At 70.2% G+C, this 22,016-nt stretch carries 21 protein-coding genes; 6 read left to right on the top strand and 15 right to left on the bottom strand.

The annotated features are described in order from the left end of the window. Positions 1–69: 69 nt before the first annotated feature. The 9 genes from P1J78_RS12715 to denD all read right to left on the bottom strand — a co-directional run bounded on the left by P1J78_RS12715 (position 70) and on the right by denD (position 9,082). Positions 70–1,002 carry a sugar kinase gene (locus P1J78_RS12715; protein WP_275567744.1) on the bottom strand — a complete coding sequence of 311 codons (933 nt, stop codon included), beginning with the start codon at positions 1,000–1,002 and terminating at the stop codon, positions 70–72. Next, positions 1,002–1,892 (bottom strand): NAD(P)-dependent oxidoreductase, encoded by an 891-nt coding sequence (locus tag P1J78_RS12710; RefSeq protein WP_275567743.1) that lies wholly within the window; start codon positions 1,890–1,892, stop codon positions 1,002–1,004. The genes P1J78_RS12715 and P1J78_RS12710 overlap by 1 nt, the downstream gene beginning before the upstream one ends. Continuing rightward, positions 1,889–2,434 carry an HD domain-containing protein gene (locus P1J78_RS12705; RefSeq protein WP_275567742.1) on the bottom strand — a complete coding sequence of 182 codons (546 nt, stop codon included), beginning with the start codon at positions 2,432–2,434 and terminating at the stop codon, positions 1,889–1,891. The genes P1J78_RS12710 and P1J78_RS12705 overlap by 4 nt, the downstream gene beginning before the upstream one ends. Beyond that, entirely contained in the window at positions 2,431–3,939 is a 1,509-nt protein-coding gene (locus P1J78_RS12700; protein ID WP_275567741.1) for a D-arabinonate dehydratase, read from the bottom strand. The genes P1J78_RS12705 and P1J78_RS12700 overlap by 4 nt, the downstream gene beginning before the upstream one ends. A gap of 12 nt (positions 3,940–3,951) precedes the next feature. Further along, entirely contained in the window at positions 3,952–4,200 is a 249-nt protein-coding gene (locus tag P1J78_RS12695; protein ID WP_275567740.1) for a hypothetical protein, read from the bottom strand. A 222-nt stretch (positions 4,201–4,422) separates the two neighbouring features. Continuing rightward, positions 4,423–6,018 carry a TRAP transporter large permease gene (locus P1J78_RS12690; protein WP_275567739.1) on the bottom strand — a complete coding sequence of 532 codons (1,596 nt, stop codon included), beginning with the start codon at positions 6,016–6,018 and terminating at the stop codon, positions 4,423–4,425. Beyond that, the gene (locus P1J78_RS12685; RefSeq protein WP_275567738.1) at positions 6,011–6,829 is read right to left on the bottom strand and encodes a TRAP transporter small permease subunit; all 819 of its coding nucleotides are present in this window, start codon (positions 6,827–6,829) and stop codon (positions 6,011–6,013) included. Before P1J78_RS12685 ends, P1J78_RS12690 begins: the two co-directional genes overlap by 8 nt. Before the next feature lie 110 nt (positions 6,830–6,939). Then, positions 6,940–7,971, bottom strand: coding sequence for a TRAP transporter substrate-binding protein (locus tag P1J78_RS12680; RefSeq protein WP_275567737.1), 1,032 nt, complete (start codon positions 7,969–7,971; stop codon positions 6,940–6,942). A 127-nt stretch (positions 7,972–8,098) separates the two neighbouring features. After that, positions 8,099–9,082: a D-erythronate dehydrogenase gene (gene denD, locus P1J78_RS12675; RefSeq protein WP_275567736.1), complete on the bottom strand. Its 984-nt coding sequence runs from the start codon at positions 9,080–9,082 to the stop codon at positions 8,099–8,101. A 125-nt stretch (positions 9,083–9,207) separates the two neighbouring features. Here denD and P1J78_RS12670 point away from each other — a divergent pair, with 125 nt between their 5' ends. The 3 genes from P1J78_RS12670 (at position 9,208) to P1J78_RS12660 (ending at position 12,698) form a co-directional block, all read left to right on the top strand. Then, the gene (locus P1J78_RS12670) at positions 9,208–9,945 is read left to right on the top strand and encodes an SDR family oxidoreductase (RefSeq protein ID WP_275567735.1); all 738 of its coding nucleotides are present in this window, start codon (positions 9,208–9,210) and stop codon (positions 9,943–9,945) included. Positions 9,946–9,961: 16 nt separating this feature from the next. Continuing rightward, complete coding sequence (locus tag P1J78_RS12665) at positions 9,962–11,758, top strand: IlvD/Edd family dehydratase (RefSeq protein ID WP_275567734.1); 1,797 nt, start codon at positions 9,962–9,964, stop codon at positions 11,756–11,758. Positions 11,759–11,849: 91 nt separating this feature from the next. Further along, positions 11,850–12,698: a fumarylacetoacetate hydrolase family protein gene (locus tag P1J78_RS12660; RefSeq protein ID WP_275567733.1), complete on the top strand. Its 849-nt coding sequence runs from the start codon at positions 11,850–11,852 to the stop codon at positions 12,696–12,698. A gap of 21 nt (positions 12,699–12,719) precedes the next feature. Here the strand turns inward: P1J78_RS12660 and P1J78_RS12655 are convergent, their stop codons facing one another. After that, the gene (locus P1J78_RS12655; protein WP_275567732.1) at positions 12,720–13,493 is read right to left on the bottom strand and encodes a lysophospholipid acyltransferase family protein; all 774 of its coding nucleotides are present in this window, start codon (positions 13,491–13,493) and stop codon (positions 12,720–12,722) included. 64 nt (positions 13,494–13,557) lie between these two features. Between P1J78_RS12655 and P1J78_RS12650 the strand changes: the two genes are divergently transcribed. The 3 genes from P1J78_RS12650 to P1J78_RS12640 all read left to right on the top strand — a co-directional run bounded on the left by P1J78_RS12650 (position 13,558) and on the right by P1J78_RS12640 (position 15,907). Continuing rightward, positions 13,558–13,833 carry a phosphopantetheine-binding protein gene (locus P1J78_RS12650; RefSeq protein ID WP_275567731.1) on the top strand — a complete coding sequence of 92 codons (276 nt, stop codon included), beginning with the start codon at positions 13,558–13,560 and terminating at the stop codon, positions 13,831–13,833. Next, positions 13,830–15,062 (top strand): beta-ketoacyl-[acyl-carrier-protein] synthase family protein, encoded by a 1,233-nt coding sequence (locus P1J78_RS12645; protein ID WP_275567730.1) that lies wholly within the window; start codon positions 13,830–13,832, stop codon positions 15,060–15,062. Before P1J78_RS12650 ends, P1J78_RS12645 begins: the two co-directional genes overlap by 4 nt. A gap of 98 nt (positions 15,063–15,160) precedes the next feature. Further along, the gene (locus P1J78_RS12640; RefSeq protein ID WP_275567729.1) at positions 15,161–15,907 is read left to right on the top strand and encodes a MaoC family dehydratase; all 747 of its coding nucleotides are present in this window, start codon (positions 15,161–15,163) and stop codon (positions 15,905–15,907) included. Positions 15,908–16,070: 163 nt separating this feature from the next. Here P1J78_RS12640 and P1J78_RS12635 read toward each other — a convergent pair whose 3' ends face one another. The 5 genes from P1J78_RS12635 to P1J78_RS12615 form a co-directional block, all read right to left on the bottom strand. Further along, positions 16,071–17,336: a lytic murein transglycosylase gene (locus tag P1J78_RS12635; RefSeq protein ID WP_275567728.1), complete on the bottom strand. Its 1,266-nt coding sequence runs from the start codon at positions 17,334–17,336 to the stop codon at positions 16,071–16,073. Between the two features lie 103 nt (positions 17,337–17,439). Beyond that, the gene (gene nagA / locus P1J78_RS12630) at positions 17,440–18,609 is read right to left on the bottom strand and encodes an N-acetylglucosamine-6-phosphate deacetylase (protein WP_275567727.1); all 1,170 of its coding nucleotides are present in this window, start codon (positions 18,607–18,609) and stop codon (positions 17,440–17,442) included. Beyond that, positions 18,606–19,484, bottom strand: coding sequence for a glucosamine kinase nucleotide-binding domain-containing protein (locus tag P1J78_RS12625; RefSeq protein ID WP_275567726.1), 879 nt, complete (start codon positions 19,482–19,484; stop codon positions 18,606–18,608). The genes nagA and P1J78_RS12625 overlap by 4 nt, the downstream gene beginning before the upstream one ends. Positions 19,485–19,521: 37 nt before the next feature. After that, positions 19,522–20,901 carry a bifunctional 3-(3-hydroxy-phenyl)propionate/3-hydroxycinnamic acid hydroxylase MhpA gene (gene mhpA, locus P1J78_RS12620; RefSeq protein WP_275567725.1) on the bottom strand — a complete coding sequence of 460 codons (1,380 nt, stop codon included), beginning with the start codon at positions 20,899–20,901 and terminating at the stop codon, positions 19,522–19,524. 349 nt (positions 20,902–21,250) lie between these two features. Further along, a complete protein-coding gene (locus P1J78_RS12615; protein WP_275567724.1) occupies positions 21,251–22,012 on the bottom strand; it encodes a TIGR01458 family HAD-type hydrolase in 762 nt (253 codons plus the stop codon). Positions 22,013–22,016 lie beyond the last annotated feature (4 nt).

The raw sequence follows: 22,016 nt of genomic DNA, 5'->3' as shown, positions 1-22,016 counted from the left end.
CAGCCCCCCAGACCCCCCGGAGTATTTCGAGCCAGAAGAAGCAGTGGAGGCCCGGAAAGCCGGTCCGGTTTAGCGCGGGATGATCGCGCCCTTCGCGCCGACCACCCGGCTTGCCATGGCGTGGCCGGCCCGCAGCGCCTCGTCCTGGGATTTGCCCGTCAGCAGCGCGCCGAGGTAGCCGCCGTTGAAGCTGTCGCCCGCCGCCGTGGTGTCGACCACCTGCCGCGCGGGCGGGAAGTCCTCTGGCGCAGGCGCGACGGGCATCTGCAGATAGGCGGGGTCGTCGGGGTCCGGCGCGCCCAGCGACACCGGTCCGCGCGCGCCCCGCTTCAGCGCGCCGGTGAAGCCGTAGCGCGCCAGCCGGTCCACCGCCGCCGCCTCGTCCGCGTCGCCGAACAGCGCCATCTCGTCGTCGAGCGACGGCAGCCCGATGGTGCAGGCCTTCCACATCCGCCCCGCCGCGCCGCGCGCCGTCTCTTGGTCCGGCCAGAGCGCCGGGCGGTAGTTGGAATCGAACGCGATCCCGCCGTCGTCGCGCTGGCGCCGCTCCAGCCACGCGCAGAAGGCCGAGCGCACCGGTTTCGGCAGGATCGCCAGCGTGATCCCCGACAGGTAGACCACGTCGTAGTCCTCCAGCGCCGAGAAATCCGGCCCGTCCCCGGTCTGGAACATCGCCCGCGCGGCGGAACTGTCGCGCCAGTAGGTGAAGGAGCGCTCGCCCTCGGCATCCGTCTCGATGGCATAGAGACCGGGGCGGCGGTCCGGGTCGGTCTCGATGGCGCCGGTGCCGACCCCCTCGCCCGCGATGAAGGCGCGCATCCGGTCGGAAAAGCCGTCGCGCCCCAGCCGGGTGACGAAATCGACCTGTAGCTCCGGCGCCGCGCGCTTCAGGTAGACGGCGGTGTTCAGCACATCGCCGGCATAGCCCAGCCGCGCCCGGTCCGCCGCGGGCCCTTCCAGCGACAGTTCGACCATCGCTTCTCCGATGCAGGCGACGCGCATCAGCCGCGCCCGAACCGGTCGGCGAAGAAATCGACCTGCTCGGGCACCAGCGTCTCGCCCCGCCCGGTCTTCTCCGACTCCTCCAGCGCCGCCAGCGCGCCGGTGGCCATCAGGCTCTCGACCCCCGCCTCGCGCGCCATCCGGGCGTAGTAGCCCACGTCCTTCAGCCCGTTCTGCACGAAGAAGGCCAGTGCGTTCGGGTCGCCGTCGATGGCATAGGTCTTGACGAAATCCATCATGCCCGAATGCAGCGGGCCGGCTGACATCACGTCGTAGAGTCCCTGGCGCGGCACCCCCATCACGTCGGCCATCGCGAAGGCCTCGGCCATGGCGTTGGCGGTGGTCATCGCGAAGAAGTTGTTGATCAGCTTGATCGTGTGGCCGGCGCCCAGCGCGCCCAGGTGAAAGACATTCTCGCCCAGGTCGTCCAGCACCGGCCGCACCTGGTCGAAGGCGTCGCGGTCGCCGGCGCCCATGATGTTCAGCTTGCCTTCCACCGCGTGCGAGGGCGTGCGGCCCAGCGGCGCATCCAGGTAGGTGCCGCCGGCGGCGGCGACCTCCTCGCCCAGCGCGCGGGTGGAGGCGGGCAGCGAGGTGCCGAAATCGATCACCACCGCCCCCGGCCGCAGCCCGGCGATCACCCCGTCCGGCCCGCGCATCCGGCTTTCCACCTGGTCCGACGTGCCGACGCAGAGCATCACGATGTCCGACGCCGCCGCCAGCGCGCGCGCCGTGTCCACCTCCGTCGCGCCGCGCGCCACCGCCTTGTCGACGTTCGCGCGCGAACGGTTGGCGATGACGGTCAGGTCATAGCCCTTGTCCTGCAGCCGCCCGACCATGGCCGAGCCCATAAGGCCCAGCCCGATGAATCCGATCTCCGGTTTGCTCATTGTCCCATTCCCCCGATCTTTCGTTCAAGTTTCTCCGCCGCACCGTCGAAGCGCGCCGCCAGGCCCGGCGACGCGGGCCGGCAGACCGCGACCGTCGCCCGTGCCGCGCGCAGGTAGGCCGCCAGCCAGCCGGCGTCGTGCCCCGTCTCCACCGCGGCCAGTTCGGCGACGTTCGACCACTGGTCCGCGATCTTCACCTGTCGCGCCGCGGCCGAGGCGCTGCGGAATTCCTCGGCCTGCCGCGCCTTGCGGTCGGGCGTGGGCAGCGCCTCCCATTCCGGTCGGTCGGTCAGCTCGTCCACCAGCGCCGCGACCCGGTCGCCGAACCGCGCGGCGATCTCCGGCGCCGCCACGTCCGTGTCCTCGACCACGTCGTGCAGCAGCGCGGCGCAGACGATATCCGCGTCGGCGCCATCCTCGGCGACCGCCGCGGCCACCTCCAGCGGGTGGTTGATATAGGGCCGGCCGCCGCCCTTGCGCATCTGTCCCGCATGGGCCTCGGCGGCAAAGCTGGCAGCCCCGGTCACGCGCGCCAGGCTCACATCACCGCGCCGATCTGCCACGGCACGAACTCGTAGTCGCCCAGGCCCTGCGCCTCGGACTTCGTCACCTCGCCCGAGGCCACGCGCAGGATCGTGTCGTAGATCTCGCGCCCCTTCTCCTCCAGGCTCAGCCCCTCGGTCAACATGGCGCCGGCGTTGATGTCCATGTCCTCGATCATCCGGCCGTACATCTCGGTGTTCGTCGCCACCTTGATCGTCGGCGCCGGCTTCGACCCGAAGGCCGAGCCGCGCCCGGTGGTGAAGACGACGAGGTTGCAGCCGCCCGCGATCTGCCCCGTCACCGAGGCCGGGTCGTAGCCCGGCGAATCCATGAAGGTGAAGCCCTTCGCCGTCACCGGCTCGGCATACTTGTAGACGCCGGTCAGGGGCGTCGTCCCGCCCTTCGCCGCGGCGCCCAGCGACTTTTCGAGAATGGTGGTCAGCCCGCCCTTCTTGTTGCCGGGCGAGGGGTTGTTGTCCATCGTGCCCTTGTTGCGGGCGGTGTAATCCTCCCACCAGCGGATCAGGTTCACCAGCTTCTCGCCCACATCCTGCGACACGGCGCGGCGGGTCAGCAGGTGCTCTGCCCCGTAGATCTCGGGCGTCTCGGCCAGCACGCCGGTGCCGCCCTGGGCCGCCAGCAGGTCGCAGGCATGGCCCAGCGCCGGGTTCGCGGTGATCCCCGACCACGCGTCCGAGCCGCCGCATTGCAGTGCGACCTTCAGCTCGGAGGCCGGGCACGGCTCGCGCCTTGCGGCATTGGCCACCGGCAGCATCTCCTCGACCTTGCGGATGCCGGTCTCGATGGTCTTGCGCAGGCCGGCGACGCCCTGGATGTTCATCACCTGGAAGGTCGGGCCCTGCTGCAGCCCGTAGGCCTCCAGCAGCCAGTCGATCTGGTTGATCTCGCAGCCCAGCCCCACCATCAGCACGCCCGCGTGGTTCGGATGCCTTGCATAGCCCCACATCACGCGCTGCAGCGCCTCGAACCCCTCGCCGTCGCCGGCCATGCCGCAGCCAGTGCCGTGGACGAAGGCGCAGACGCCGTCGACATTGGGATAATCGGCCAGCCTGTCGGGCGTGAAATGGTCGGCGATGCGCCGCGCGGCGGTGGCCGAGCAGTTCACCGAGGTGACGATGGCGATGTAGTTGCGCGTGCCCACGGCGCCGTTCTCGCGGCGATAGCCCATGAAGGTGTCGCGGGCGTCCTCCGGCACCATCTCCACCGGGCGCTGGTCGGTGCCGAACTCGTACTCCACGTCGGTGCCCACGAAGTCGAGGTTGTGGGTGTGCACGTGGTCGCCGGCGGCGATGTCCTCGTGCGCGATGCCGATCAGCTGGGCGTATTTGCGCACCGGGTCGCCCTTGGCGATGGCGCGGGTGGCGATCTTGTGGCCCGAGGGAATCAGGCCGGTGGTCGTGGCCTCCTCCACCTGCACGCCGGCCTCCAGCGCGCGGGTGGCGGTGACCACGTTGTCGGAGGGATCGAGGCGGACGAAATCCATGAGGGGCCTTCCTTAGCTGGCGGGCACCGGCCCGCCGTCACGCGCGACAGGGCGCGTCACATGTCCAACGGTGTATCTCGACATGGGGTTCCGCGCCAGCCGGGCGCGGGCGTCCTCCCATATCGTCTTCCAGACCCGCCCGTCGCGCTGCGCGCTCTCCGGCCGCGCGAAGAAGAGCGGGATTTGCGGCCGGCCCGAGGGCTGGCCGGTCACCTGATAGCGCAGATCGAAGGTCCGGCGAAAGCCCTGCGTGACGCTCACCGGCACGGCCTGCGGCGTCAGCGGGCGACAGCACGTGCTCGCCCCCGGACAGCCCGACGCACAACCTGTCCCCGGCCCGGCCCGGCACCCCCTGCTTCAGCTTGGCGCAAATACTGCAGGGGGGTCGTCCATCGAAGCGCCATCGGTTCGAGCCCGATGGACGACGGGGACAGCGTCCCCCCAGCGGATCGACGCGCCGAAGGCGCGGCGATCCCTGCGCCCTCACAACAGGATCGCCACGATCGGCGGCCAGATCAGCAACACGCTCAGCGCCAGGATCTGGATGGCGATGAACGGCAGGAATCCCTTGAAGATATCCGTCAGCGAGATGTGCGGCGGCGCCACCGACTTCAGGTAGAACGCGGCCGGTCCGAAGGGTGGCGACAGGAAGCTGACCTGCATGTTCATGCAGAACACCACGCCGAACCAGATCGCCACGTGGTTGGGCTCCAGCTGCCCCAGCACGCCCAGCTCCTCGACCGGCAGGCGCAGCACGATCGGCAGGAACACCGGCATGATCAGCAGCACGATGCCGACCCAGTCCATGAACATCCCCATGATCAGGAAGATCAGCATCATGATCAGGATCACGCCCATCGACGGAAGCTCGGTCCCGACGATCAGGTTGGCCACATAGGTCGGCCCGCCCGACAGCGTGTAGGCCGCCGCCAGCGCCGCGGCGCCGATGGTCACCCAGATGATCGTGCCCGTGGATTTCAGCGTGCGCATCAGGCTGTCCCAGACGATGGCGAAGGTCATCTCGCGCCGCGCCAGCCCGATCAGGAACACCGCGATCACGCCCATGCCCGCGGCCTCGGTGATCCCGGTGATGCCGCCATAGATCGAGCCCAGAACGACCCCGATCACGATGATCGGCGCCACCAGCCCCTTGCCCATCTGCCAGCCGGTCATCGTCCGCTCGCGCCCGAAGACCAGAAGGATCAGCCCCGCCGACAGCGCCGCCGCGCCGATCAGCCACGGCAGGTCCGCCACCATGCCCAGCGGGATCGGGTCCACCCCCTCGCGGATCGTGTTAGCCCCGGTCACCGTGAAGAACAGCGCCCGAAGCGTCAGCACCGCCGAGGCGATTAACACGAGGCAGGCCAGGAACGCCAGAAAGAACATCCCCTTTTCCGAGCCGTGCGGGTCGTCGGGATCGTCCGGCGGCAGCGGCGCCTGGTCGGGCTGCAGCCGTGAGCGGATGATGATGTAGATGATGAAGAACGACGCCAGCATGAAGCCCGGCAGGAAGGACGCGGTGAACAGCGCCTTGATCGAGGTCTCGGTCACCAGGCCGTAGAAGATCAGCACGATCGACGGCGGGATCATCGTGCCCAGCGAGCCCGAGGCACAGATCGTCCCGATGGCGAGGTTCTGGTTGTAGCCCAGCCGCAGCATCTGCGGCAGCGCGATCAGGCCCAGAAGCACCACCTCGCCGCCGATGATCCCCGACATCGCCGCCATGATCACGGCCATCACCGAGGTGACGATGGCGATGCCGCCGCGCGTCCGGCTGAGCCAGACGTTCAGCGACGAATACATGTCGCGCGCGATGCCGGATCGCTCCAACAGCGCGGCCATGAATATGAACAATGGCACCGATATCAGGACGTAATTCGTCATCTGCCGGTAGACGGCCTGCCCCAGCACGGCCAGCGGCCCGCGCCCGAAGTCGGAGAACAGCAGGTCCGGCCCGAACTTCATCACCAGCGTGGCCAGTGCCAGGAAGGCCGAGGCGAAGCCCAGCGGCATGCCGATGGCCAAAAGCACGAACATGCCCAGCAGCAGCAACAGCGACAGGGTGCCGATATCAACCATTGTCGGATCCCTTCAGCGTGGCCTTGATGGTTTCGATCTCGGTCTCGTCGATCTCGTCGGCCGGCGAGTGATGCTCGGGCGCCTTGTTCCAGTCGGCGATCAGGTTCGACAGCGCCTGGATCGCGACCAGCCCGATGATGATCAGGATGCCGGGTTTCACCGTCGCCGGGATCGGCGGGTCCCAGGCGGTGCCGAAGGTCTCCCACCGGAACAGCTTGGCATAGGCCTCGTTGTAGCCGCCCCAGACCAGCGACACGGTGAAGGCCCAGATCAGCAGGACCGACACGCAGTCGGACAGTTTCTGCGCCCAGCGCGGCATCACGTCATAGATGATGTAGATGCGGATATGGCTGCGCTGCTGCATGGCATAGAGCCCCGCCAGCAGGAACAGGAAGGCCGCGATCCACAGCGACAGCTCGTTCGCCCAGAGCGTCGGCTTCTCGAACACGTAGCGCGAGACGACCTCGTAGAACATCACCATCACGACCAGCACGATTCCCACCATCGCCAGCCGCGACAGCACCAGCGACACCAGGTCGAAGAAGCCGTCCGGCCGCGGTTCGATGGCGCCGATCGTGTCGGACAAAAACAGCGCGGTGAACAGAAGCGCCCCGAACAGAAGGCCCAGCATCGCGACGGCCAGGGGCCGCCCCTCGGGCCGCAGCATCTCCGACATGCCGATCGCGTCGGCGTCGAGAACCCGGTTCACGGCGAGCCAGGCAAAGAGCAGCACGGCCGCCGCGACGAACAGGAACATCAGGATCTGAACCGGCCGCCGCAGCGGTCCCAGCCAGACGCTTTCGCCAGTCATCTCGCACACCTCCCATCGCGGCCCCGTCGCCCCGGGGCCAAAGCGAAAACGGGCGAGCCCCGATCGGGGCTCGCCGCACTCTTGTCACTCCGGTCCGGAAACCGCCCGGATCACTCTGCGATCAGACCCAGCTGGGTGAGGTACTCGCGGTGGCTGTCGACCAGCGCGCGGGCCTCGGGCGTCTTCTCGGCCCAGCCTTCCCAGGCCGACTGCGCGGCCTCGCGGAACGCGGCGCGGTCCTCGGCCGACCAGTCGTGCAGCGTCACGCCCTGCTCGCGCAGGTTCGCCGCGGCCTCGGCATTCGCCTTCTCGAAGGTCAGCGCGGTCTGCAGCGCCAGCTTCTGCATGGCGGTGTCGATGATCCGCTTATGCGCGTCGCTCAGCCCGTCCCAGACGGCCTTGTTGCAGGCCAGGTGGTCCGACGGCATCGAGTGGAAGCCGGGGAAGGTCGCGTGGTTCACGATGTCGTACAGACCGAGGCCCACGTTGTTGGCCAGGCCCGAGGCGTCGGCGCCCTCGATGATCCCGGTCTCCAGCGCGGTGAAGATCTCGGTGAAGTCCATCACGATGGGCGAGGCGCCCAGCTCGGCGAAGATCTCGGTCTCCAGGCCCGGGGGCGAGCGGAACTTCCAGTCGACCAGGTCCTCGGGCCCCTCGATCGGCGTCGAGGAGGACAGCGATTCCTGGCCGTAGATCCACCAGCCGATCAGCTGCATGTCGTGCTGGTTGTAAAGCTCCTGTGCCGCGTCGTAGCCGCCGCCGTGATACAGCCAGCTCAGCTGCTGATAGGGCGTGTCGTAGCCGCCCATGATGTCGCCCACGAACTGGAACGCCGGGTTCTTGCCGGTCTGATAGGCGCCGCCGGTCATGTCGCAGTCCAGGATGCCGGTGGCGGCGGCGTCGAACGTCTCGACGGTGGCGACCACCGACGAGGAATAGAACATCTCGATGGCGATATCGCCGCCCGACATGGTTTCGATATCGTCCACGAAATCCGCGGCCAGCTGGCCCGAGACCGTTTCCGGCGCATAATGCGTCTGGATCCGCAGGGTGACCTCCTGGGCCTGCGCGATCGTCGTCAGCGACGCGGTGGCCAGAGCGGCCGCGGCGACCGACAACATGGTCGTCTTGATCGAGTTCATGCTTATCCTCCCTAAATCACATGTACGTTTGCGCTCACACGCAAGACGTCCCAAGACCCTAGCAACCGGGAAACGGCTCGACAACAGGCAAGCTAAATCGTTTTCGCTTCCCGCCATTTCCGCCGGCTCACGGCGGGCTGTCGGGCAGTTCGTCCTCGATGTAGATGCGCACGATCTCGTCGAAGTCGCGGTCCGCCGTGAACCCCAGCGCCAGCGCGCGCTTGGGCGCGAAGTCGCGCGGCCAGCCGCCCACGATGCGCCGGATCGTCTCGTCCGGCGCGCGCCGGATCAGCGCCACGGCCCGGTCGCCGGCGGCGCGGCGCAGCGCCTCGATCTGCTCGGCCACGGTGCAGCTGACGCCCGGCATCGTGAGCACCCGGTTGTCGCCCAGAAGCGCCATGTCCAGCCCTGCGGCATGCACCAGAAACCCCGTCGCCGCGCGGGGCGAGGCATGCCAGTGGCGCACGTCGTCCTCCACCGGCAGCACCGCCTCCTGCCCGTTCAGCGGCTCGCGGATGATGCCGGAGAAGAACGACGACGCGGCGAGGTTCGGCTTGCCCGGCCGCACCACGATGGTCGGCAGGCGGATCACCACGACCTCGGCGGCGCCCTTGCGGCCCAGGTCGTTCAGCATGAACTCGGCGCAGGCCTTCTGCGCGCCGTAGGAGGTCTGCGGGGTCAGCGGCTGGTCGTCGGGAATCTTCTCGGGGAACGGCGGGCCGAACACCGCGATCGACGAGGTGAAGACGATCCGCGGCACCCAGGCGCCGTCCGACGCCGCGTGCTCGGCCTGCACCGCGCGGGTGAAGTGCAGCACCGAGGCCCCGTTGATCTCCCACCCCTTCTGATAGTTCGCCTCGGCATCGCCCGAGACCACCGCGGCGAGGTGAAAGATCACGTCGTAGCGCGCGGCCACCAGCGAATCGATGTCGGCCGGCGTGCCGAGCTGCCCGGTGATCCGTTCCGCCGCCGGGGCGCCGCCTTCGGGGAACGCCATGTCGAACAGCGTCACCTCGATATTGCGGTCCCCGTCCAGCCCGTGCGCCGACAGCCGGTGCGCCAGTTTCTGCCCCACCATGCCGCCGCCACCGATGATCAGTATCCGCCGCATCTGCCTCTCCCTGCTGTTTGCGTTCCGCCGCCGGCGACCCTAGCTTTTTGCAGGGCTTTGGAATAGGCCTGAGATCAAAGCGCGGATTTCGGCTACCGAAACAGCGGCCGATCGGGGAGGAAACCATGACGAAACAACGGCTTGAGGGCAAGCGCGCGCTGGTGACGGCGGCCGCGCAGGGCATCGGCCGGGCCGCCGCGCTGGCGATGGCCGACGAGGGCGCGCAGGTCTTCGCCAGCGACGTCAACGCCGACGCGCTGGCCACGCTCGACCACCCGCGGATCGAGACGCTGGTGCTCGACGCGCTGAGCGCCGGATCCATCGCCGACGGCGTCGCGAAGGCGCAGCCCGACATCCTGTTCAACTGCGCCGGGTTCGTCCATAACGGCTCGGTGCTGGAGGCGACGGAGGAGGACTGGGACTTCGCCTTCGACCTCAACACCAAGGCGATGTTCCGCACCATCCGCGCCGCCCTGCCCGGCATGCTGGAGCGCGGCGGCGGCGCCATCGTCAACATGTCCTCGCTGGCCTCGTCGCTGAAGGGCGTGCCGAACCGCTGCGTCTACGGCGCGTCGAAGGCCGCCGTCATCGGGCTCACCAAATCGGTCGCCGCCGACTACGTCACCCAGGGCATCCGCTGCAACGCGGTCTGCCCCGGCACCGTCGAAAGCCCCTCGCTGCACGAGCGCCTGCGCGCCACCGGCGACTACGAGGCGGCGATGCAGGCCTTCGTCGCCCGCCAGCCGATGGGCCGGCTGGCCCAGCCGCAGGAAATCGCCGCGCTGGTCGTCTATCTCGCCTCGGACGACGCCGCCTTCGTCACCGGCCAAGCCTATGCCATCGACGGCGGCTGGTCGATCTGAACACCCGGAGAATGCCATGACCGACAAACCGTCCGACAAGCCGAAGCTCCGCTCCCGCCAGTGGTTCGACAACCCCGAGGACCGCGAGATGACCGCGCTCTATCTCGAGCGCTACCTGAACTACGGCCTCACGCGCGAGGAACTGCAGGGCGACAAGCCGATCATCGCCATCGCCCAGACCGGCAGCGACCTTTCCCCCTGCAACCGCCACCATGTCGAACTGTCCAAGCGCGTCCGCGACGGGGTCACGGCGGCCGGCGGCGTGACCATGGAAATCCCCGTCCACCCGATCCAGGAGACGGGCAAGCGCCCCACGGCGATGCTCGACCGCAACCTCGCCTATCTGAGCCTGGTGGAGTCGCTCTTCGGCTACCCGCTCGACGGTGTCGTGCTGAACATCGGCTGCGACAAGACCACGCCGGCGCTCCTGATGGCCTGCGCCACCGTCGGCATCCCCGCCATCGCGCTGTCGGTCGGCCCGATGCTGAACGGCTGGTTCCGGGGCGAGCGCACCGGCTCGGGCACCATCGTCTGGAAGGCGCGCGAGATGCACGCGGCCGGCGAGATCGACGACGACGAGTTCATGGAGCTCGTCGCCTCGTCGGCCCCGTCCACCGGCTACTGCAACACGATGGGGACGGCCACGACGATGAACTCGCTGGCCGAAGCGCTCGGCATGCAGCTGCCGGGCTCCGCCGCGATCCCCGCGCCCTACCGCGAGCGCGGGCAGATGGCCTATCACACCGGCCGCCGCATCGTGGAGATGGTGCATGAGGACCTGACGCCCGCGCAGATCATGACACGCGAGGCCTTCGAGAACGCCATCGTCGTCAACTCCGCCATCGGCGGGTCGACCAACGCACCGATCCACCTGAACGGCATCGCCCGCCACCTGGGCGTGCCGCTCGACAACGACGACTGGCAGCGGCTGGGCTACGAGGTGCCGCTGCTGGTGAACCTGCAGCCGGCGGGCGAGTACCTGGGCGAGGACTATCACCGCGCCGGCGGCGTTCCGGCGGTGATCGGCGAACTGCTGGCCGCCGGTCTCTTGCCGCATCCCGAGGCGCTGACCGCGAACGGCCAAACGATGGTGGAGAACTGCGGCGACAAGCGGTCGGAGAATCCCGACGTGATCAAACCGGTCTCGGACCCGATGCTGAAGGACGCGGGCTTTTTGAATCTCAAGGGCAACCTGTTCGACAGCGCGATCATGAAGACGTCCGTGATCAAGGACGAGTTCCGCCAGCGCTACCTGGAGAACCCCGACGATCCCATGGCCTTCGAGGGCCGCGCCATCGTCTTCGATTCGATCGAGGATTATCACGCCCGGATCGACGACCCCGCGCTCGACATCGACGAGCACTGCATCCTGATCATGCGCGGCGCCGGGCCCATCGGCTACCCCGGCGGGGCCGAGGTGGTAAACATGCGCCCGCCCAACTACCTGCTGAAAAAGGGCATCCACGCCCTGCCCTGCGTCGGCGACGGGCGGCAGTCGGGCACGTCCGGGTCGCCGTCGATCCTGAACGCCTCGCCCGAGGCGGCCGACGGCGGCGGCCTGGCGCTGGTGCAGACGGGAGACCGGGTGCGGATCGACCTGAAGAAATGCACCGCCGACATGCAGGTGAGCGACGCCGACCTCGACGCCCGCCGCCGGGCGCTGGGTCAGATGCCCTTCGCGCCGGACAGCCAGTCGCCCTGGCAGGAGATCTTCCGCGAGAAGGTTCGCCCCTTCGCCGAGGGCATGACCCTGCAGGGCGCGGACGCCTACCGCGAGATCGGCAAGAAATACACGCCCCGCGACAACCACTGACCCGACAACCACTGACCCGACAGCCGCGGCGGCGCCGAATTTTCGACGAAAATTCGCGGCCCGCCGCGCAACGAAACGAGGAGACGACATCATGAAACTCTGCCGCTACGGCGCCCCGGGCGAGGAAAAGCCCGGCCTGATCGACGCCGACGGGCATATCCGCGACCTCAGCCCGCATGTCCCAGACATCGCCGGCGACGTCTTGTCCGACCGCGGTCTCGACCGGCTGCGCGGGATCGACGTCAAGACCCTGTCGGTCGTGCAGACCAAACCCCGCCTCGGCCCCTGCGTCGGCGGCATCGGCAAGTTCATGTGCATCGGCCTGAACTACTCCGACCACGCCGCCGAGACCGGCGCCGAGCCGCCCGAGCACCCGATCCTGTTCATGAAGGCCAACTCCGCCATCACCGGCCCGAACGACGACGTGGTGATGCCGCGGGGCTCCACCTCCACCGACTGGGAGGTGGAACTGGGCGTGATCATCGGCACCAGGGCGAAATACGTCTCAGCGGCCGAGGCGCTGAACCACGTCGCCGGCTACTGCACGCTCAACGACGTGTCCGAGCGGCATTTCCAGGCGAAGATCTCCGGCCAATGGACCAAGGGCAAGAGCTGCGACACCTTCGGCCCCACCGGCCCGTGGCTGGTGACGCGCGACGAGGTCGAGGACGTGCAGAACCTCGACATGTGGCTCGACGTGAACGGCAAGCGGATGCAGACCGGAAACACGAAGACCATGATCTTCACCGTCGCGCAGATCGTCAGCCACCTGTCGCAGCTGTTCACCCTGCATCCGGGCGACGTGATCTCCACCGGCACCCCGCCGGGCGTCGGGCTGGGCATGAAGCCCGAGCCGGTCTACCTCAAGGAGGGCGACGTGATGGAGCTGGAAATCGCCGGCCTCGGCCGCCAGCGCCAGCAGGTGAAGGCGGACGCCTGACGCTGACCGGCGCCGCGCCCGTCAGGCGCGCGGCGTCACCGGGCCCCGCGTCGCCACGGGCGCGCCCGCACCGGCCGCGCCCGGGCGGTTCGCCGCCCCCAGCGCCGCGCCCAGATGCTCCAGGAACACGCGCGTCTTCTCGCCCGGCGGAATCGGCGGCAGAATGCGAATCTCCACCTCGCCGGGACGGCGCAGCCAGGACCTGTGCGGCCAGATGTCGCCCGAGTTGTGGGTCACCGGCACGCAGGGCAGTCCGAGCTGGCGATACAGCACCGCCACCCCCGACTGCATCGCGTCGCGCCCCGCCGGATCGCGCGTGCCGGCGGGAAAGATCAGGATCCGCCGCCCCTCCGCCACCTCGGCATTCGCCGCGTCGAACGAGGCGCGCGCCGTCTCGAGGTCTCCCGACCGGTCGATCGGGATGTATTTCAGCTTGCGCGCGATATTGCCGACCAGCGGGATGTCCAGCAGTTCGCGCTTCAGCATCACCGCCGGATTGCCGAAGCGCCACGGCAGGTACAGCGTCTCCCAGGCCGACTCGTGCCGCGCGGCCATCAGGCAAGGCCCGTCGGGCAGGTTTTCCTCCCCCGTGACCCGGACCCGCTGGCCGCAGACCACCCGCAACAGCCATATCTGCACCGAAAAATAGGCCCGCAGCACCGGCCATCCGACCCGCACGGGCGCGAAGATCAGCACCAGCAGCGGCAGGAACGGCAGGGTCGAGGCCACGCACAGCAGATAGAAAGCAACCGACCGTGCCCGGATTGCCGCCGGTGTTCGAGAAAGCGCGGTCATGTGTTGCAATCCGGACTGCTTTGCTTGAGTAATGACGCCGGGCCTTATCGCGCAGGGAGCGCAGATGCGCAACGACAACGCCACAGACAACGAGAAGCTCGAAGAAGAGCTCCTGGACCTCGTCGCCGAGGAAGGCATGATCGAACGCGACGCGCTGTCGCGCGATGCGCAATTGGCCGAACTGGATATCGCATCGGCCGATTTCATCATGATCCTGATGGCGATCGAGGAGAAATACGGAATCTACATCTCGGTCGATAACGAGATGGCCGATCTGAAGACCGTTCAGGACCTTCTCTCCGTCGCGTCGCGCAAGATACTCGAACAATCCGAAGCATGACGCCGCCCCGGATCGTCATTACGGGCGCCGGGGCGTTCTCGCCCTGCGGCGCCGGCGTCGATGCCCTCTGGTCGTCGGCGCGCGACGGCGTGTCGGCTGCCCGCGAGATCGACTTCGATACGATTCCCGACCAGAAGGTGAAGATCGCCGCGTCGATCGACGCGGCGATGCTCGCCCCCTATGCCGACCGGCTGAAGCCCCGGATGCAAGACCGCGTCGCCGGCTTCGCTCTGATCGCCGCGGACGAGGCCATCACCCAGGCCGGCCTGACCGAGGCGGACTTCGGCGAGGACTGCGGCGTGATCGTCGGCTCCGGCTTCGGCGGGGCCGAGACGCTCGACGCCAATTACCTGAAATTCTTCACCCAGCATTACGGCGGGTCGCCCCAGCGCCTCGACGCGATGGCGATCCCCAAGATCATGACGAACGCCGCCGCGTCCTGGATCTCGATGACCTGGGGCGCGCGCGGGCCGGCCTACTGCATCTCCACCGCCTGTTCCTCGGCGAGCCAGTCGATCGGGCTCGCCTATCAGCTGATCCGCGCCGGCGCGATGGAGCGCTGCATCACCGGCGGGTCGGAGGCCTGCGTCGTCGCCGGCGTGTTCCGCGCCTGGGAGATGCTGCGCGTCCTGTCGCCCGACGCCTGCCGTCCGTTCTCGCGCGACCGCAACGGCATGATGCTGGGCGAAGGCGCCGGCATCCTGATCCTGGAGACGCTGGAGGCCGCCGAGGCCCGCGGCGCCGAACCGCTGGCCGAGATCGTGGGCTACGGTACCACGACGGACGCGGGCGACCTGCTGCGCCCCGACCCCGACGGTGCCGCCGGCGCGATGACCCGCGCGATGGCCGATGCCGGGCTGCGGGCGGACGAGGTGGGCTATGTCAACGCTCACGGCACCGCCACGGTCGCCAACGACCTGTCCGAGACGCAGGCGATGCGCCGCGTCTTCGGCAACCGTTTCGACGAGGTCGCGGTGTCTTCGACCAAGCCGATCCACGGCCACGCGCTCGGCGCCGCCGGCGCGCTGGAGACGATCATCACGCTGCAGGCCCTGCGCAACCGCCTCGCCCCGCCCTCGGGCAATTTCGGCGAACTCGACCCGGCCATCGGGTTCGAACCGGTGCATGGCGCGGCAAGGGCCTTCGACGCGCCCGCGGCGATGTGCAACTCCTTCGCCTTCGGCGGCATCAACGCCTCGCTGATCCTCGGCAGCGCCGCGCGGCTCTAGCGGATGACGGGCGGTCACGGGCCACGCGCGCGCCTCGGGCCATTGCGTGTCGTCGCGCGACGGACGGCATCGCGCAGACCCGGACGGGCGCACCGCAGATGACGCTTTCCCTGTCCCTTCCCGCCGCCGCCACCCAGGCGCTTTCGGCACTGATCGCAGAGATCACCGGCGCGGCCCCGCGGGATCAGCCCTGGACCGCCCCGGCAATGCTGTTCTCCGACCCGGCCGTGAAGGCCGCGCTGCCGGTGCCGGAGGCGGCACACGGGCAGGTTCTGGTGCATGACTACCAGCGGATCGACCGCTCCGGCCCGCTGCCGCCGGACAGCCCCCTGCGCGCCACGGCGCGCGCCACCGATGGCGCCAGCGGCACCGAATATACCTTTGTCCTGGAGGCCGGGAGCGTCGCTGTGACGCTGACCACGGCGCTGCGGCTCTACGACGTGGCGCAGGTCGCCGGCGCGGCCGCTGCGCCCTTCCGCGCCGCGATGCTGGCCGAGGCCGCCGAAACCGCCCCCGTCACCGTGTCCCGGTCGCAGACGGATCGCTACCTTGCGCTTTCCGGCGACGAAAACCCGATTCACCGGGATCCGGAGGCGGCCGCGGCCCTCGGCTTTGCCGCGCCCATCGTGCCCGGAATGCTGCTGCTCGCGCTGATCCAGCCCCTGGCCGAGCCCGTGCTGGACGGCACGCTGTCGCGCCTGACCTGCCGGTTCATGGCGCCGCTGGAGGTGGGAGCCGCCTGCCGCATCGCCGTGGTGCCCCGCGGCGCCGGTCGTGCCCGCGCGGTGCTGTACGGCGCAGAGCGCGACCGCATGCTGGCCGTCGCCGACCTTCAGGCCGCCTGAACCCGCGGGCGGCCGCGGCCCGCGAGGGTCCGGTAGCACAGGGCACGTCGGCACAGGACGCACCGGACCCGCAGCCTGCCATTCGGTAGGCGCGGAACGTCGTGCCGGACGGGAAACCGCCCCTTCCATTCCAGCGCGCCAACGCCCGCGCGAACCGGGCGCCCTACCCCCGCAGCCGCTGCAAAAGCGCCCGCGTCGCCGTGCCGGTCACCGGCAGGCCGTTCGCCCGCTCGTATGCCTCGATGGCGGCGATGGTGTCGGGGCCGACCACGCCGTCGGTGCCGTCCGTGTCGAAGCCGGCGGCGGTCAGGCGGCGCTGCAGTTCCTTGCGGTCGGCCAGCGTCAGCCCCTGCGCATCCGGCGGAAAGGTGCCGCGCAGGGGGCCGGCGCCGGCGATGCGGTCGGCGAGGTGGCCGACGGCGATCACGTATTTGTCGGCGTTGTTGTAGCGCGCGATGACGCCGAAGTTGCGGAAGGTCAGGAAGCCCGGGCCGCTCGGTCCCGCGGGCAGCAGAATCGCCGCCGGCCCGTGATCGGGCAGCGCCCCGCCGGCGGCCGGCCGCACGCCCTGCGCCTGCCAGTCGGCCACCGAACGGTTGCGCCCGCGCCCGGCCTGCCCGGCGTCGAAGCCGGCCGGCACCGTCACCTCCACCCCCCAGAGCTGGCCGCGGCGCCAACCGGAATTCTGCAGGTAGGCGGCGGTGGAGGCCAGCGCGTCGGTCGGATCCTCTGACCAGATATCGCGGCGCCCGTCGCCGGTGAAATCCACGGCATAGGCCTGGTAGGAGGTGGGGATGAACTGCGTATGCCCCATGGCGCCGGCCCAGCTGCCGGTCATCCGGTCGACGGTGATATCGCCGTTCTGCAGGATGCGCAGGGCGGCGATCAGCTGCTTCTCGAAGAACCCGCCGCGGCGGCCGTCATAAGCGAGCGTCGCCAGCGCGGAGACCACGGGGATATCGCCGCGGCGCTTGCCATAGCGGCTTTCCACGCCCCAGATGGCCGTGACCACCTCCTTCTCGACGCCATAGCGCGCCTCGATGGCCGAGAGCGTGGCGTCGTGGCGGCGCAGCGCCGCGCGGCCGTTCGACACGCGGTCGTCGTCCACCGCCAGCGCGAGGTAGTCCTGCAGCGAGCGCTGCACCTCGGCCTGGTTGCGGTCGCGCTCGATCACGTCGGGCAGAAAGCCCACATCGCGCAGGGCGCGGCCCAGCGTCGCCTCGGAGATGCCGGCGCCCTGGGCGCGATTGCGGAACGACGCGACCCAGGCGTCGAAGCCCGGGTTGGGCACGGGCCGGTAATCGGTGCCGGGCGCCTCGTCGGCGGGGCCTGTGGCGAACCGGCCGGGGCCGCCGGAACAGGCGGCGAGGCCGCCGGCGGCGAAGAGCGCCAGCGCGGCGCGGCGGGAGTGAGTCGGGGGAAACTGCATCGCGACCTGCCGTTCGTGGTTTTGCGGCCGAGCATAGCGCGGCGGCGGGCGGCGGGTCGAGAGGGGGCACGATCTTCCAGAAGATCGTGCGGGGCCGAGATTTCTAGAAATCTCGGCGGGGCAAAATCTTCTGGAAGATTTTGTCGGCTCCGCGCCAGACGGAGCCGAGCTGCCAGTCCGGGGTCAGGGCGACGAAGTCGGCCGCGCGCCCCGGGGCGAGGTGGCCGAGGCGGTCGCCCTGCGCGATCACCGCGGCCGGGATCGACGTGGCCATGGCGAGCGCCTGTTCGGGACCGACGCCCAGCGCCGCGACCTGCGCGAGGGCGCGGGGCATGTCGAGATCGGCGCCAGCGAGCGTGCCGTCCTCGAGCATCAGCTGCCCGTCGCGGCGCGCGATTCGGCGTCCGTTCAGCGCGAAGCAATCGCGGTCGGTGCCGGCGACGGCCATCGCGTCGGTGACGAGGAACAGGCGGGCCGGCCCCCGCTTGGCGCGGAGCGCCGCGCCGAGCGTCGCGGGGTGGATGTGGATGCCGTCGGCGATGACACCCGCCGCCAGCGTGCCGCAGTCGAGCGCAGCGCCGACGAGGCCGGGGGCGCGGGAGTCGAGCGGGCTCATCGCGTTGAACAGATGCGTGACACAGCGGGCGCCCGCCGCGGCGGCCGCGATGCAGCTGTCGTAGGGCGCGTTGCTGTGGCCGAGGGAGACTATAATGCCGGCCTCGACCAGCGCGGCGATCCGGTCGGGCGGGACGGCCTCCGGCGCGACGGTGACCATCAGCGCGGGCAGGCGCGCGGCAGCCTCGCGCAGGCGCGCGAGGTCGGTGTCGGTCATCGGACGGACGAGGTCGGCACGGTGGGCGCCCTTCTTCGCGGTCGACAGGTGCGGGCCTTCGAGATGCAAGCCGGCGATGCCGGGGGTGCCCGCGGCGATGGCCTGCGCGACGGCGTCGATCACGGCGCGGGTCGCGTCCGGGGTATCGGTGATCAGCGTGGGCAAGAGCGCCGTGGTGCCGCGCCGGGCGTGCGCCTCGGCGATGCGGGCGAGCGTGCCAGGCGTCGCGCTGCAGTCCAGCATCACGCCGCCGCCGCCATTGACCTGCAGGTCGACGAAGCCGGGGGCGAGGATCGCGTCGCCGTGGTCGGTGACGGGCATGCCCGCGGGCGGCTCCGCGGTAAGGCCGGCGACCCGGCCGTCCTCCACCAGCAGCGCGTGGCCTTCGTGCAGCCGCGTGCCGTCGAACACGGCGCGGGCGATATGGACGTGGCGGCTCACGCGGCGCGCCGGGCGCGGTCGGCGGCCAGCAGGATCGCGCCATCGAGCGGCGTGCCCCGCGGCGGGATCAGCGCGGCGGTGAGGTCGGCGGGCAGATAGCCCGCATAATGCGGGCCCATGCCGCCGGTGAGGCAGACCGTCTCTCCCGCTTCCGCGCCGAGAGCGTGGAGGCACCGGGCGATCCAGTCGGCGCCTTCCTGCATCAGGCTGCGGCCCAGCGCATCGCCCTGCCCCGCCGCGGCGACAATGCGCGGGGCGAAGGCGGCATAGTCGGTGGGCGTGGCGCGCAGGGAGAAATAGGCCACCTCCGCCGGGGTGCGGAAACCGGCGAAGGTCTCTTCGAGCAGCGGCGTCTGCGGGCGGAGGCCGTCCTGCCAGTCGACCACGGCCGACAGCAGCTTGCGGCCGAGCCAGGCGCCGGAGGCCTGATCGCCGAGCTGCAGCCCCCAGCCGCCGACGAAGCGGTGGCGGCCGTCTACCTGGCGGCCGAAGAACGAGCCGGTGCCGGCGGCGGCGAGGCAGCCGTCGGCCCCGCCCAGAGCCCCGGCCATGGTCGTGGGGCGGTCGTCGCTGACATGCACATCGTCGAGCGGCAAGGCGGCGGCGACCCGGGCGCATATCGCGGGCTCGATGGCACCGGCGAGACCGGCCCAGGCCGGCGCGCGGCGCAGGTCGGCCGGAGCGAGGCCGGCCTGCGCGCGGGCCGTCTCCAGCGTTGCGGCGAGATGGCCGACCGCGGCATCGAAATCCGAGGCGACGTTGGCGGCGGCACCCTCGGCCTGTGCGATGCGGGTTCCGTCGGCCGTGCAAAGCGCCACGCGGCAGCCCGAGCCGCCGCCGTCGATCGCCACGATGATGTCCGGTCGTCCTGTCATGGACGTTCTGTAATCCAGTCGGACGGGCGAGAACAGATCAGAGCCTGCGCGGCGGCACGGCATCCAGCAGGTCGGCATGCCGCGCCAGCGCCTCGTGCAGACCCTCCGGCGTCGCCGCGTGGTCGAGCGCGTAGCCGTCGGGGCGCAGGATCACACCGAAGAGGTCGCGTTCCGCGAGCCAGTCCTCGGCGCCCTGGGCGGCGGGCAGGTCGGCGTCGAAGGGCGCGCGGGTGAGGAGGTGGAAGCCGGTGGGCGCGGCGTCGTCGGCGCGGCCGACCTGCGGTGCCAATGCGCCGCCGATGCCGTCGCGGGGGCCGAGGCCGGGGCCGAGGTCGGGCCAGATCGAACGCATCCGGCCCTGCGGCAGGTGGCCCTGGACCGTCTGGTTGATGAGCTGGCCCATATCGGCGGCAAGCTGGATGAAGGCGCGGGCGTTGGGCGCACGCTCGGACTCGTAGGTGTCGAGGATCGCGGGGTCGACGCCGTGGTGCACCGCCGCCAGCTTCCAGGCGAGGTTGGCCGCGTCGCGGATGCCGGCGCACATCCCCTGCCCCATGAAGGGCGGCGTCTGGTGGGCGGCGTCGCCGGCGAGAAAGACGCGGCCCTCGCGCCAGCGCGCGGCGAGGCGCGAACGGAAGGTGTAGACGGCGGCGCGTTCCAGGTCGGCGTCGGCGGGCGTGATCCAGCGGGACAGGCGGCGCCAGATTTCGTCCGGCGCGAAGTGATCGGGGTCGCCCGAGTCGATCCGCATCTCCCAGCGGCGGCGCGGGCCGACGCAGCGGACGTAGGTGGCCGGGCGCTCGGGGTCGCAGAACTGGATCGAGTGGTCGCCCAGGTCGGGGCGGTCGCGGGTGAGACGGAGATCGACCACCAGCCAGCGCTCGTGAAAGCCCAGGTCGTGCAGGCCGATCCCCAGCGCCTCGCGCGTGGGCGAGCCGGTGCCGTCGCAGGCGACGACATGGGCAGCGCCGTAGGTGCCCTTGTCGGTGGTCAGCGTCACGCCCGTATCGTCCTGCCGGTGCGCGGTGACGGCGGTCGACTCGTGGAGCCTGACATTCGGGTAGCGGGCCAGCCCCGCCCGCAGCACCCGCTCTAGCCCCGGCTGGTGGAAGCGGTAGCTTTCGGGCCAGCCCATCGGGCCGATGGACATGTCGCGGGACCAGTCGATGAGCGTCCGGCCCGCGGGATCCTTGAACAGCATCCCCGGGTTCACGCGGGTTTCCGGCAGCACCGCTTCGGCCAGCCCGGCGGACTGGAACACACGCATCGTCTCGCCGTCGAAATGGACGGCACGGGGGAGGTCGTAGATAGCGGGCTGTTTCTCGAAGATCGCGACGCTCAGGCCGCGCGCGCCCAGCAGGTTGCCCAGAAGCGCGCCGGTCGGGCCGCAGCCGATGATGGCGACATCAGCCTGCATGAGCAGCCGGGCGGACGGGGCCCGTGGGGCCGGCATCGGCCGAGCCCGGCACGCACCCGCCCGGTGTTCTTGGCCAAGACCCGTCGCGCCTGGACAATGCGTGCATGCTCTCCTCCCCGGCGGGCACTGTCCGGCGGGGCCGGAGGCGCGTCAAGCCGTGTCGGCTGGAACATCCCTCCCGCGGTGCCCGTCGCGGGATCGGCGGCCCGCGCGGGCTGCTTTCGCTTCACCGGCCTCCCGGGGGCAAAATCTTCTAGAAGATTTTGACATTACGGAATTTTCTAGAAAATTCCGCGCGGCACGATCTTCTAGAAGATCGTGTTCCGCGCCGGCGGGCGCGGTCCGGTCATCACTCCAGAAGCCAGTCGACCGCAGCCGCGAGATCGTCTGCCACCTGGCTGGGCGCGGGCTCGTGAGCGGTCTCGTCCCCCTCCGCGAACTTGCCCGTGCGCACCAGAACCGCCGTCCCGACCCCGGCGCGGAGGGCGCCGGCCACGTCCGCCTCGGCGTCGTCGCCGATCATCGCGGTGTCGTCCAGCGCACAGCCCATGCTCTCGGCCGCCGCCGCGAAAAACGCGGGCGCCGGCTTGCCCAGAACCACCGCCTCGGTGCCCGAGGCATATTCCAGCGCCTTGACGAAGGCGCCGGCGTCCATCGACAGCGCCCCGTCGCCGTCGCGGAACACCCGGTTGGCCGCCAGCGCAAGGAACGGCGCCCCCTCGGCCAGCACGCGGAAGGCAGCGTTGAGCGCCTCGTAGGTGAAATACCGCCCGGCATCGCCGACGACGACCGTCTTCGGGCCGTCTTCCGGCCAGCCCTCGAAATCCTCGGCGAGGTCGGGATGGATCAGCAGGTGCGGCGCGCGGCCCTCGGCGATCAGCCGGTCGCGGGCCGCCTGCGCCGGGGTGAACACGTCCTCAGGCTCCACGTCGATCCCCAACGCCGCGATCTGCTCCAGCACCGCGCGTTTCGGCTTGCTGGTGGTGTTGGTCAGGAACCGCACCGGCAGACCGGCCGCGCGCAGCCGCGCCACGGCCTCGGCCGCGCCGGGAATCGGCGTGCCGCCGTCATGCAGCAGGCCGGCGATGTCGAGGAGGATGCCCCTGGCCATGATT

The organism is Psychromarinibacter sediminicola (genome assembly GCF_029168335.1).
GTDB lineage: Bacteria > Pseudomonadota > Alphaproteobacteria > Rhodobacterales > Rhodobacteraceae > Psychromarinibacter > Psychromarinibacter sediminicola.
Note: the sequence above shows the minus strand (reverse complement) of the source record. Positions and strands in the feature narration are given on the sequence as shown.